Raw genomic sequence first — 12552 nt, 5'->3', positions numbered from 1 at the left:
CAAAAGAAAAGGCCAGCGCATTTTTGCACTGGCCTCTTCAAATCAAGCTGTATCCCCGTCCTATTCGGACGCGGCTTCTTCAGCGGGTGCTTCTTCTGCAGGTGCAGGTGCAGGTGCCTTGGCGGCTTCCGCAGCAGCCTCTGCAGCGGCAGATGCCTTGTCGGCGCGCTCTTTCGCGCGTTCCTGGGCTTTCTTGCCCGGCTCACCCTTTTTCAGGTTGCTGCCGGCTGTCCAGGCGAAGACCGGAGCGGACTCGCCCTCGATCGTGATCTGCGAGAGGAAGCGCGCAACGCGGTCGGTCGGCTGGGCGCCTTTCTTGATCCATTCAGCAGCCTTGACCGCATCGATCTTCACGCGCTCGCCGGAATCCTTGGCAAGGCGTGGGTCATAGGTGCCGATCTTCTCGATGAAGCGGCCATCGCGCGGCGCGCGCGCGTCAGCGATGACGACGGAATAGAAAGGGCGTTTCTTGGACCCGCCACGGGCGAGTCGGATCTTGAGGGACATTGGGGTTACTCCTGTAAAGTGTCGTCTCTTGAATTAAAGTTCAGCTTCATCGCTGCGGATCTGCTCATGGTGGCGGATGACTTCCGCCACGATGAAAGTGAGGAATTTCTCGGCAAACGCCGGGTCGAGGCCTGCGTCATTGGCCAGGCGCCGGAGGCGCTCAATCTGTTGGGCTTCGCGTGACTTGTCCGCAGGCGGCATATTATGGAGCGCCTTCAGCTTGCCGACTTCCTTGGTCGCCTTGAACCGCTCGGCCAGCGTGTGGACAAGGATCGCATCCATGTTGTCGATACTGGCGCGCAGCTGGTTCAGCTGGAACTGGGCGAGTGTATTGTCTGCAGTCATCATCTATTTCTTCTTTCCCCCAAGGCCCGGAAGGCCGCCGCCAAGGCCGGGCAGGCCGCCCGATCCCATGCCGGGCAGTCCGCCCGGCATCTGCTGGCCACCCATTTTCGCAAGATCGGCCGGTGACATGCCGGCCTGTGCCGCCGCACCCATCATGGCCTTCATGCCGCCCTTGGTGCGCATCTTCTTCATCATCGTGGCCATCTGCTGGTACATTTTCAGCAGCTTGTTCACTTCCTGCACTGTCGTGCCGGAGCCTGCCGCGATGCGCTTGCGGCGCGAGGCGTTGAGCAGTGCGGGCTTGCGGCGCTCCTTGCGGGTCATCGACAGGATGATCGCTTCCTGGCGCTTCAGGACATTATCGTCGAGATTGGCGTTCGCCATGGCTTCCTTGGCTTTGCGCGCGCCGGGCATCATGCCCATGATGCCGCCAAGGCCGCCCATGCGCTGCATCTGGCGCAGCTGGTCGGCCATGTCCTCGAGGTCGAATTCGCCCTTCTTGAGCTTCGCGGCCATGCGCTCGGCTTTTTCGGCGTCCATCTGCTCGGAGGCTTTTTCGACCAGGCTGACAATATCGCCCTGGCCGAGGATACGTCCTGCCACGCGGCTTGCATCGAAGGCGTCGAGCCCGTCGAGCTTTTCGCCGGTGCCCAGGAACTTGATCGGCAGGCCCGTCACGGCGCGCATGGACAGCGCGGCACCGCCGCGCCCGTCGCCGTCCATCCGGGTGAGGACGAGACCCGTCAGCGGCAGGCGGTCATGGAAACGCCTGGCGGTTTCGACAGCATCCTGACCCGTCAGCGCGTCGGCAACCAGAAGCGTCTCGGAGGGCTTGGCAATGTCGGCAATCTCGGCCGCCTCGGACATCATCTGTTCGTCGATCGTGGTGCGGCCGGCGGTATCGAGGATCAGGACGTCATAGCCGCCGATCTTGGCGGCCTGCACAGCGCGGCGCGCGATATCGGCGGGCAGCTGGCCCTCGATGATCGGCAGCGAGGAAACATTGCCGCCACACTGGTCGGCGAGGATGGCGAGCTGCTGCATGGCAGCCGGACGGCGGACGTCGAGTGAAGCAAGAAGGACCTTCTTGCGCTGCTTCTCGGCAAGGCGTTTGGCAATCTTGGCCGTTGTCGTCGTCTTGCCTGAGCCCTGCAGGCCCGCCATCATCATCACGGCAGGTGGTGTGTCGATGCGCAATACGGTCTCGGCATCGGCGCCGCCAAGCATCTCGACGATACCGTCATAGACGATCTTGACCACTTGCTGGCCCGGTTTCACCGAGCGAACGACTTCCTCGCCGACGGCGCGCGTGCGCACGCTTTCGATGAAGTCCTTGACCACGGGCAGGGCGACATCGGCTTCGAGCAGGGCGACGCGGATTTCGCGCAGCGCAGCGTTCACATCCTTTTCAGACAGCGCGCCGCGACCGGTCAGGCCGTCGAAAATGCCGCCAAGGCGTTCGCTTAACGCGTCGAACATGTGCCTACTCCTTTACCGTTTGCCTGCAGAACAGACTTGGGCGCTCCAAACAGACGCACAATGCATGAAGCCCCGCTGAGCGAACCTTCGCCGGGCGGGGGGCCTCGCTGGCCTCGTGTGCCAGTCAAAGCGCGCTTCTGTACTTTGCGCGGATATAGCGGCGCCTAAAGCATGTGAGGTTCGTCAGGTCAAGCCAGCTGCATCTCGGCGACGCGGTCCTTGAGCAATTCGATAGCCGCGCGGATTTCGGAATCGACCAGCGAAAGAACGACAATATCGGCCCAGGAACCGTCTGCCAGACGAATGTAATGGCGCATCACGCCCTCTTTTTTTGCCCCGAGGCGCTCGATCGAGCGGATCGCCCGCTCGTTTTCGTCCGCGACTAGAAATTCGATGCGCCGCATGCGGGCCGCGAATGCCCGGCCAATCATGGCCATCTGGGTGGCCTTTGGAACTGCTGTGCCTCGCATCTCTTCGGGATGCCAGACATATCCGATACTGACCCGCCGGTGTGTCCGGTTGATATTAATATAGCCCACCACGCCGGCAAAAGCCCCGTCCGACTGGCGGGTAATCGCAAAGGGAATGATGTCCCCTTGCCGTTTCATGGCCAGGATATAGTCGAAATAGGAATTGTAGCTCGTGCCTGTCGGGAGGACCGGCATCCAGTCCCACATGGCTTCGATCGCGCCTGATGTTCCTAGGCGTTCGCGGTCGGACTCTTCCAACAGGTCGAGTCTGACGACGTCATTGTGCAAACCTTTTTCGTCAAGCCGCATAAGCTAGCGTCTCACGGATCGGGGCGGAAACAAGGGGCCACAGAAAAAGAAATTTAGCATTCCCATTAGGAACTCTCTTTCGATACCAGTTCCTTTTTCAGACTTAATTTTCGTCAGCCGCGGGAAATAGTCGCTCGGACAGGTAAGTGAATTCCAAAGCGGTACGCTTAGCGCGCTCCGTCTGGTTCGCAGCTGCCGAATGCCCGCCATCCACATTCTCGTAGTAGAGGAAAGGCAGGCTGGCATCCTCGAACAATTTCGCCATTTTGCGCGCATGGCCGGGATGCACGCGGTCATCCTTGGTCGAAGTGACGAAGAAGGGCTCGGGATAAGGCCGCGATGCATCGAAATTCTGGTAAGGCGAGAATGTCTCAAGGAACGCCCGCTCTTCCGGCTCATCCGGCGAACCATATTCGTCCACCCATGACGCGCCCGCCAGCAAGAGATGGTAGCGCAGCATGTCGAGCAGTGGCACCTGCACCACGACCGCATTCCAGAGGTCAGGCCGCTGGTTCAGCATGACTCCCATCAGCAGGCCGCCATTCGAGCCGCCCATGATGCCCAGATGCTGAGGACTCGTGATCTTGCGTGTCACCAGGTCTTCGCCGACGGCGATGAAATCGTCATAGACGCGCTGGCGATTCAGCTTGAGGCCCGCCTGATGCCAGGCCGGGCCGAACTCGCCGCCACCCCTTATATTTGCCAGCACGTAAGCGCCGCCCTGTTCCAGCCACAACCGCCCTGTCACAGGGCTGTAGGACGGGTTCATCGAGACCTGGAACCCACCATAGCCGTAGAGCAGCGTCGGCGTACTGCCGTCGAGAGGCATGTCGGCCTTGTGTACGATGAAATAGGGAACCTTTGTCCCGTCCTTCGACGTCGCAAAGAACTGTTCGACCTTGAGGCCTGACGCATCGAACTTGCCGGGCAGGCTTTTCAGGGGTGCAACGTCGCCAGTCCCGATGTCGTACGTCAACAGCGAATCCGGGGTCAGGAAGTCCTCGTAATTGAGGAACACCGCCTCCTCATGCTCATCGGCAAAAGCTATTCCGGCCTGTCCCGTTCCCGGCAGGTCGATCGGCGATTGAATCCATCCCTCCGCGCCCGGTTCCAGACGCACCACACGGCCGACCACATTGTCATTGATCGACAGCAGCGCCGCGCCCTTGGCAATTGCCACACCATTCACGGCCTGCGTTGCATCTGGGTGAAACACGAGGCTGACTTTCGGCAATTCCCGCGTCTCAAGGAACGCGGCTACATCAAAGGCAACCAGGTCACCCGACTTGAAGGTTTCCGTCTGGCCATCCGGCGCCCAGTCTTCCTCGAGCGACAACAGCAACTGGCCCTTGTAGATGCCGTTCGGCGACGATTTCAGCGGGATCGGCCAGCGCACCGGTTCAGCTTCACCTTCGGGCAGCCACCAATAGGAATGGGTGAAGAAGGTTTCCGACTTCACCGCGCCCTGCAGCACGCGACCGTCATCGAGTTCCATGACGACCGGCCAGACGCCAACTTGCGTGCTCGTGCCGCGGATCACCTCCTCGGCCGCATCAAGCGGCGTGCCGCGGTTCCAGCGTTTCACGATGAAAGGATAGCCCGACTCGGTCACCGTATCCTCGCCCCAGTCGGACGCGATCAGCAATGTGTCGGTATCGACCCAGGCAACGCCCTGCTTGGCTTCGGTCGTAACGAACCCGTCCTCGACAAATTGCTTCGTCACAAGGTCAAACTCGCGATTCACAACCGCATCCTTGCCGCCATCCGACAAGGAAACGAGGCAATGGCGTGCAGGCTTGCCTGCCTGGCGCAGGCAATTGGCGCCCTTGTAGACCCAGTTCTTGCCTTCATCTGCGGCGAGCCTGTCGAAATCCACGACCGTCTCCCAAACGGAGTCGACCGTCGCATAGCTCTCAAGGCTGGCCCGGCGCCACAGGCCGCGCACGTTCACGTCATCCTGCCAGAAATTGTACACCATGCCGTCGCGCACCGCCCCGTACGGAATGCGCTCCTTGGAATTCAGGACATCGAGCGCCGCTGCTTCGAACCCGGCATAGCGGGAATCGGACTGCAGCTCAGCCAGGCTGCGAGCATTCTGTGCACGTACCCATGCCAGCGCCTCGTCGCCTTCGACTTCCTCCAGCCAGAGGTTCGGGTCTTCGGCTTGCGCTTCTGTGGGCTGGGCGGGCGTATCGGGCACAAATGTCTCCGTTTCTGGTGCACTTGTGCACGTTGCAAGCATGAGGGCGGTCAGCGGAATGATGCATCTGCGCATGAGGTCTCCGGCGTTCTGGAACTGGCGCTCCAACCAAGAATTTAACTCGTCCCCCAACACGAAAGACGATTTAGTCCGAGACAGGTCTGATGGCAAACGGGGGAAGATGATGACCGAGATGAAAGCACCGCGCGACACTTCGCGCAGGGATATTCTGAAGGGCGCCGGGGTCAGCGTTGCCGGGCTCACGATCGCGGCCTGCACCGGTGAACAGTCGCGGCCCGCAGCGGAAGGCGGCATTTCCACCCGGACCATTCACGACGCCGAGGAGCTTGCGGGAATCAGTTATACCGACGCCGAGCGGGCGCAAATGGTGTCTGACCTGGAAGCACGACTCGACATTCTCAAACAATTGCGATCCGTGGAAAAACCGAACTCCCTCGCTCCGGCCACCGTATTCGAACCGCGCCTGCCGGGCGTCAATTACGGCATCTCCCCCAATTCGAAAGTGACGGTCTCGCCTCAGGCCAGCGTCGCGAGGCCCGCCGCTGACGACATCGCCTTCGCGACATTGGCCCAGCTGGGCGCATGGCTCGGCGCAGGCACCCTGACCAGCCGCGAGCTGACGGACATCTATCTCAAGCGGATCGACGCGATCGCGCCCGGCCTCGAATGTTTCGTCACGGTCATGGCCGACCGGGCCCGCCGCGAAGCCGATGCGATGGACGCCGAACGGGCCGCCGGAAAGGTCCGCGGGCCCCTGCATGGCATACCCTACGCCCTGAAAGACCTGTTCGACGCGGACGGCTCGCCAACGACCTGGGGTGCGGCGCCCTACAAGACACAGGCGTCGCATGGCGACAGCACCATCGTGCGCAAGCTGGGCGAGGCAGGTGCCATCCTGCTCGGAAAAACCACCTGCGGCGCCCTCGCCTATGGCGATGTCTGGTTCGGCGGCGTCACGCGCAATCCCTTCGACCCGCGCGAAGGCTCGTCAGGCTCGAGCGCCGGATCGGCCAGCGCCACCGCAGCTGGCCTCTGCGCATTTTCCATCGGCACCGAAACCCTCGGCTCGCTGGTGTCACCTTCGATGCGGTGCGGCACGACCGCCCTGCGACCCACGTTCGGTCGGGTCAGCCGCGCCGGTGGCATGGCGCTTTGCTGGTCGCTCGACAAGGCCGGTCCGATCGCCCGCAGCGTCGAGGATTGCGCCCTCGTGCTCGAAGCCATGAACGGATACGACCCCGCCGACGCCGGCTCCATCGCCGCCGGGTTCACCTACGATTATCGCACGCCGATCAGCGGGCTGAGACTTGGGATCGATCCGGCCTGGCTGGAAGAGGCCACCGATATCGAACGCGCTGCGATCGAGACCGCGAAAGGCCTTGGCGCAACCCTGGTGGAGTTCAAACGGCCAGACCTGGTGTCCGGCCCACTCTCGTTGCAACTGACAGCCGAGGCTGCCGCCGCCTTCGAAGACCTCACCCTGTCCGGCCGCGACGACGAACTGACATGGCAGGATCCCGAAGCCTGGCCGAACTCGTTCCGCGGCGCCCGCTTCATCAGCGCGGTTGATCTCATTCAGGTCGACCGGTTGCGCCGCATGTGGATGCTGGCCATGCATGACGCCTTCGATGGCGTGGATGTGGTGATCGGACCGAGCTATTCCAGCGGCATGCTCACGCCGACAAACTTCACCGGGCATCCTTGCCTGGTCATGCGCTGCGGCTTCGACGAAACGACGCCCCGCACCCTGTTCGACACGGAGGCAAATCCCGATGCCCCGACAGCGCGAACGCCAGTCGCGATTTCGCTCTGGGCGCCACTGTTTCGCGAAGGACCGATGCTGGCCTTTGGCCGTGCCCTCGAAACAGCGCTCAACGTGGCAGGTGAGCGCCCCGCGCTCTAGGCGGGATCATCCGTTTTCCAGGGCCCGATCCGGTCGAGCGTAATGCGCTCGACCAGAACGGCACGGCTCTTGTTCGGCACGACAGGTCGTATGCCGAAATAATCGACGCCCTGATCGCCTTCGACGTGCGGCACGTCATAGTCGAAACTGAAGTCGGAAAACTCGGGGCTAAGATCGAAAATCTTCCAGCCAGACTCGCCCACCCGTCCCGCCGAATAGTTCATCGCGATCTGCATGGCGCCGCGGTCAACCGCCGGGCGCGCGCGCACAGTGACCCGCACTGTCATGCCGGAGAATTGCGTCTCTATGTCGGCAGCCAGTCGGAAATGCGGGCCAAGCTCCGGCGCGTCCCGAAGCGCACCGGATTCGGCCTCGATAAACAGCAGGGTCTCCTTGTCCGGCCCGTCGACGAGTTCGGTCTTGGCATTGCCGCCGGCGAACACCTTGTGCAGGTAATCGCCCTCGATGGTGATCCTGTTATAGTTCGCGCCGTCACCGGCCACCGGACCGGTCGGCAAAGCGCCGATCCCGGGCTGGATCGCGAGGAAAACCATCATGGCCACAAGTGCCAGCGCGGCAGGGAAGAAAAACCAGTCCCGCATCTGCCTCTTCCTTCTGTCGCGTTGCCGCGCGCAAGGGCGCTGGCCAATCATTGCATCTGCTGATAGCAGGAGCGCGAACGGTTTGGCGAGCCATATGCTCGGCTTCAAATGCTTTTTGGGGATCAATCGCGATGTCGAAATCGGCCTTGAAGCGTAGGGCGAACGAGGCGCGTCTTTGGCTGACCGATGCCTGTTTTCCGCTTTGGGCCGAGCGCGGCATGAATTCTGCCGGGCTTTTCCGCGAAGTGCTTGATCTCGACCACAACGCAGCCGACCGCGAATTCGCGCGCGTGAGGGTTCAGGCCCGCCAGACTTACGTTTTCGCAGAAGCCTTGCGCCTTGGTTGGCGCCCGGACGTCTCGACGGACCGGATCGAACATGGCCTTGGCATCCTGACCGGGCTCGCCCGCAGGCCCGACGGTCTGGTCGGGCGCTTGCTGAACACCGATAGCAGTGGCTTTCTCGATGACACGCCGGACCTGTACGATATTGCCTTCACCTTGTTCGCGCTCGGGGAGGCGGATGATGCGCTTGGCGGCACGGGAGAAACGCGCGCCAGCGCCGCCGCACTGCTGGATGCAGTCGATCGACAGATGCGGGACCAGGTGAACGGAGGCTATGTCGAGGCGCTGCCGCCTCCACACATTCGCCAGCAAAACCCGCACATGCACCTGCTCGAAGCCTGTCTGTCACTGCACAAGGTGGATCCGGAGGGCGGGCATCTCGCCCGGGCCGGAGAAATCGTGACCCTGTTCGAGACCCGTTTCACGGCCGGGCCGGGCGGGCTGCTCGGTGAACGCTTTGAAACGGACTGGAGTAGTCCGCAGGGACGCGACGCCGGGATTGTCGAGCCGGGACACCAGTTCGAATGGGTCTGGTTGCTCCACGCCTATGCTGCCGCATCCGGAACGCCGCTGCCGGAAGCCGCCGGCACACTCTACACCTTCGCCTGCGCCACGCTCGATTCCGACGGCCGCGCCTGCCAGGAAGTGACCCGCGACGGTGAGCCTGTCGACGCGTCGCGCCGCACCTGGCCCCAGACCGAGGCGCTCAAGGCCCATGTCACCATGTTTGAACGCACAGGCGACGAGCGGTTTGCCGATGCCGCCTGCAGCAGCTTTGACGTGCTCATGGATGAATTCCTGACCGTGGATGGCGGCTGGATCGACCATTATGGTGCGGGCGGGGAGGTCATCGCCACGGACATGCCCGCCTCGACCGGCTACCACGTCGTCCTTGCCTTCTCTGACCTGATAAGGGTCATGAAGGCTTGAACCGTCGCTGAATTAACGTGAAAAGGGCGCCAAGCGCCCAATTTGATGCCCGTTTGAAGAAAGCCTGACCATGACCAAACTCGCCCTCGTCCGCCACGGACAGTCTGCCTGGAACCTGGAAAACCGTTTTACGGGCTGGTGGGACGCCGATCTCACGGAAAAGGGCGAAGCCGAAGCCCGCCATTCCGGCATCCTGCTCAAGGACGTGGACGCCGACTTCCGGTCCGCTTTTACCAGTGTTCAGACACGCGCGATCCGCACGCTCTGGATGGCGCTCACCGAAATGGACCGGGTCTGGATGCCCGTCGAGAAGCATTGGCGGCTGAATGAACGCCACTATGGCGGGCTGACCGGCCTCGACAAGGCCGAGACAGCGGCCAAGCATGGCGACGAGCAGGTCCACATCTGGCGACGCTCCTATGATGTCCCGCCGCCACCGATTGACCCTGAAAGCCCGTTCAATCCGGCCCGGGACCCTCGGTATCGTGGCATCGATGTGCCAGCGGCCGAGAGCCTCAAGATGACACTTGAGCGCGTATTGCCCTATTGGACAGGCGAAATCGCGCCTGTCCTGAATTCAGGAACGGACACGCTGATCGCGGCTCACGGCAACTCGCTTCGGGCCCTGGTCAAACACCTGTTCAATGTGCCCGATGAGTCCATTACCGGGATTGAGATTCCAACCGGCAACCCGCTCCTCATCGAATTGGATGCCAAACTGAAACCTGTTTCCGTACAATATCTGGACCCTGACCGCAGCACACCGCTTCCAGACCTGCCATGAGTCGGCGCCATGACCGCCGCATGATGGGACGCGCCCTCGCGCTGGCAAAACTGAACCAGGGCCTGACGGCGGAAAACCCGTCAGTGGGATGCGTGATCGTTGATTCCGACGGCCACATCATTGGCGACGGCGTCACCGGCCTTGGCGGGCGCCCGCATGCCGAAGAGGTCGCGCTCGACGAAGCCGGCGCTGCCGCGCGCGGTGGTACGGCTTATGTCACGCTTGAGCCTTGCCTGGAACGCTCGGCAGGCGGGGCCTCATGCTCGACGAAACTGAAAGAGGCAGGCATCCGACGCGTCGTCTGCGCCATTCTCGACCCCCACCCGCTGGCCAATGGCGGGATCCTCTCCCTCCGCAAGGCAAGCATCCGCGTCGATGTCGGCATCGGCCGCCACACGGCCGCGCGCCTCTACGAAGGCTTTTTCAGGTCTGTTCCCACGCACAAGACCTGACCCGGATCAGCCTTCGAACGGGCCTGCATACGCAACGATCTTCTCATAGAGCGCCAGCGAATCCCGCTGGAACGCAGCTTTGGTGAATTGGGCTTCATAAGATGCCCGGCCACCTGCAACGAGGCGTTCAGCCAGCGCCTTGTCGGTCACCACTCTACGCAAGGCATCGGCGAGGGCATCGACATCATTCTTCGGAATGAGCAATCCGTTGACGCCGTCTTTGACATAGGCTGCCGGTCCGGCTGCGTCTGCGGCAACCAAAGGCCGGGACGCGGCCCAGGCATCCACCGTCACCGTTCCGAACGGTTCATACCGCGACGGGAAGGCCACAACATCACACGCCGCCAGAAGCGCGCCGCGATCGTTGCGCCATCCGAGGAAGCGCACGCGGTCGTCGAGGCCGAGCCGCGTACAATGCGCCTTGAGTTCAGCCTCCAGCGGGCCGTCGCCCGCGATCCAGACATAGAGACCGTCAACCTTCGCGGTCGCATCGAGCAGGGTGTCGAGCCCCTTCTTTTCGTGCAGGCGTGCCAATGCCAGTGCCACAGGCGCATCGTCCGGCGTGTTCAGGGCCTTGCGGCTTGCCGGGTCCGCCCCGGCAAAGTCGGCATAGGTGTGCACGATGGCCGACCGGTCGTCGCTGACGCCCTGTTCGCGGATATGCCGCAGGAGGTCGATCGTGAGACCGACATGCCATTCGCAATGGGTGAAGCGCGCCAGCTTGTAATAGCCGCCATACCAGCCAATCGACCGGGCACGGTATTGTTTCGGCGCAAACTGTCCGGCCCGGCCCATCCAGTATTCGATCACGTCCGGCTTGAATTGCGTGATCGCATCTCCGATCACACGCCGCGTGGGGAAAGGCCAGCTATTGTTGAAAGCGGCCACGTCGACGCCGATCCCGGCCTCGCGAAACTTCTGGATGCGGAAGTCATTGTCCGGTCGCGTGACCACGTGTTGTTCGATATCTGTTTCGGCGAGCGCCAGAACCGATTCCAGCATGATGTTCTCCGCGCCGCCTTCAGCCGCGCCCGCCATGACATGCATTACCCGCATTCCACCTGTCCTTCATTATTGCCGCCCAGCCGAGCCCGTCGTCACTGCAGCGCATAGCGATTATCGGCCGCAGCGGCAAACGCTGCTTGGCAGTTGGGGGCGAAGTCCCTAGAGAAAGGCTTGACCAGCAAGGATAGCGCAATGACCAATTACCGTCTGTTCGGAGCAGACACGTCTCCCTATTCGCTCAAGGTGCGGGCATTCCTGCGCTACAAGGGATTGACGTTCGACTGGATTTCGCGATCACGCGCCAACGAGGCCGACTTCCAGGCAAATGCCCAGAAGGTTGCGACGGTGCCTTTGCTCATTTCGCCCAGCCGGCCTGTCAGCCAGGATTCGACCGCAATGCTCGCTGCGCTGGAGGCCGACCATCCAGAGCCGTCTGCCATTCCCGATGATCCGGCCTGCGCCGTGATCGCGCTCGTGCTCGAAGACTATGGAGACGAGTGGCTGAACAAATGCATGTTCCAGCAACGCTGGGGCCAGTCGCCGGACTGCGAGGCTGCCGCGCTCCGCGTCCTTGTCCAGCTTTATGACGGCAAACGTCCGCGCGCCTACAAGGCCCCGCAAGCGCAGATCGCCGAACGCATGGCCGCGCGTTTGCCACTGGTCGGGGCAGAAGCCGCGAACCGGGAGACCCTCGACAATTCGTGGCGCCGGTTTGCACTTCGGCTGAACGATCATCTGCAGCAGCATCTCTTCATTTTCGGAGGCAGGCCGTCGGTCGCCGACTTCGCTATCGCCGCCCAGTTCCAGCAGATGCTGCTCGACCCGACTCCTGCCGCCTGGCTCCAGGATCGCGCGCCTTTCGTTGTGGCCTGGTGCGAGCATATGGAAGACCCGAAAGCCGGCGGTCCCTTCGAGGAGCTCAGCGCCCTCGCAGACACGCTTGCGCCGCTCTTCGACGGAGAACTCAGCGTGACTTACCTGCCCTGGGCCAGTGCGAATGCTGCGAGCGCCTCGCGGGACAAGAAGCGGTTTTCCGCGACCCTCGGCGACGGCGCGTTCGAACAATCGACCCAGCGCTACGCCGCCCGCGCCTTTCGGGCCGTCAGGTCAGCCGTCGCCAAATCGTCTGACGATACCGCCCTGCTGGGCTTTCTTGAGACGACGGGCGCGCGCAAGTATCTAAGCTGACGGGCACACAACG

At 62.4% G+C, this 12552-nt stretch carries 12 protein-coding genes; 5 read left to right on the top strand and 7 right to left on the bottom strand.

Annotation, left to right across the window (positions count from 1 at the left end):
- Positions 1-60: 60 nt before the first annotated feature.
- The 5 genes from rpsP to AC0L7I_RS03870 form a co-directional block, all read right to left on the bottom strand.
- Positions 61-507 carry a 30S ribosomal protein S16 gene (gene rpsP / locus AC0L7I_RS03890; protein ID WP_473398228.1) on the bottom strand — a complete coding sequence of 149 codons (447 nt, stop codon included), beginning with the start codon at positions 505-507 and terminating at the stop codon, positions 61-63.
- A 33-nt stretch (positions 508-540) separates the two neighbouring features.
- The gene (locus AC0L7I_RS03885) at positions 541-855 is read right to left on the bottom strand and encodes a chorismate mutase (RefSeq protein ID WP_473398227.1); all 315 of its coding nucleotides are present in this window, start codon (positions 853-855) and stop codon (positions 541-543) included.
- The gene (ffh, locus tag AC0L7I_RS03880; protein WP_473398226.1) at positions 856-2331 is read right to left on the bottom strand and encodes a signal recognition particle protein; all 1476 of its coding nucleotides are present in this window, start codon (positions 2329-2331) and stop codon (positions 856-858) included.
- A gap of 188 nt (positions 2332-2519) precedes the next feature.
- Positions 2520-3110: a GNAT family N-acetyltransferase gene (locus AC0L7I_RS03875; RefSeq protein WP_473398225.1), complete on the bottom strand. Its 591-nt coding sequence runs from the start codon at positions 3108-3110 to the stop codon at positions 2520-2522.
- A gap of 103 nt (positions 3111-3213) precedes the next feature.
- Positions 3214-5310, bottom strand: coding sequence for a prolyl oligopeptidase family serine peptidase (locus AC0L7I_RS03870; RefSeq protein ID WP_473398224.1), 2097 nt, complete (start codon positions 5308-5310; stop codon positions 3214-3216).
- 181 nt (positions 5311-5491) lie between these two features.
- On the opposite strand from AC0L7I_RS03870, the gene AC0L7I_RS03865 reads away from it, so the two are divergent.
- Entirely contained in the window at positions 5492-7234 is a 1743-nt protein-coding gene (locus AC0L7I_RS03865; protein WP_473398223.1) for an amidase, read from the top strand.
- On the opposite strand, the gene AC0L7I_RS03860 is transcribed toward AC0L7I_RS03865, so the two are convergent.
- Complete coding sequence (locus tag AC0L7I_RS03860; protein WP_473398222.1) at positions 7231-7836, bottom strand: hypothetical protein; 606 nt, start codon at positions 7834-7836, stop codon at positions 7231-7233. The genes AC0L7I_RS03865 and AC0L7I_RS03860 overlap by 4 nt on opposite strands.
- Positions 7837-7967: 131 nt before the next feature.
- Here AC0L7I_RS03860 and AC0L7I_RS03855 point away from each other — a divergent pair, with 131 nt between their 5' ends.
- From AC0L7I_RS03855 to AC0L7I_RS03845, 3 genes are all read left to right on the top strand, one after another.
- Positions 7968-9110 (top strand): AGE family epimerase/isomerase, encoded by a 1143-nt coding sequence (locus AC0L7I_RS03855; RefSeq protein WP_473398221.1) that lies wholly within the window; start codon positions 7968-7970, stop codon positions 9108-9110.
- A 70-nt stretch (positions 9111-9180) separates the two neighbouring features.
- Positions 9181-9894, top strand: coding sequence for a 2,3-diphosphoglycerate-dependent phosphoglycerate mutase (gpmA, locus tag AC0L7I_RS03850; protein ID WP_473398220.1), 714 nt, complete (start codon positions 9181-9183; stop codon positions 9892-9894).
- Positions 9891-10346, top strand: a complete 456-nt coding sequence (locus AC0L7I_RS03845) for a bifunctional diaminohydroxyphosphoribosylaminopyrimidine deaminase/5-amino-6-(5-phosphoribosylamino)uracil reductase RibD (protein ID WP_473398219.1) — start codon at positions 9891-9893, stop codon at positions 10344-10346. Before gpmA ends, AC0L7I_RS03845 begins: the two co-directional genes overlap by 4 nt.
- A 6-nt stretch (positions 10347-10352) precedes the next feature.
- Here the strand turns inward: AC0L7I_RS03845 and AC0L7I_RS03840 are convergent, their stop codons facing one another.
- A complete protein-coding gene (locus tag AC0L7I_RS03840; RefSeq protein ID WP_473398218.1) occupies positions 10353-11402 on the bottom strand; it encodes a glycosyltransferase in 1050 nt (349 codons plus the stop codon).
- 141 nt (positions 11403-11543) lie between these two features.
- On the opposite strand from AC0L7I_RS03840, the gene AC0L7I_RS03835 reads away from it, so the two are divergent.
- Complete coding sequence (locus AC0L7I_RS03835; RefSeq protein WP_473398217.1) at positions 11544-12539, top strand: glutathione S-transferase family protein; 996 nt, start codon at positions 11544-11546, stop codon at positions 12537-12539.
- Positions 12540-12552 lie beyond the last annotated feature (13 nt).

The organism is Hyphomonas sp. J20-32, from assembly GCF_055808555.1.
Note: the sequence above shows the minus strand (reverse complement) of the source record. Positions and strands in the feature narration are given on the sequence as shown.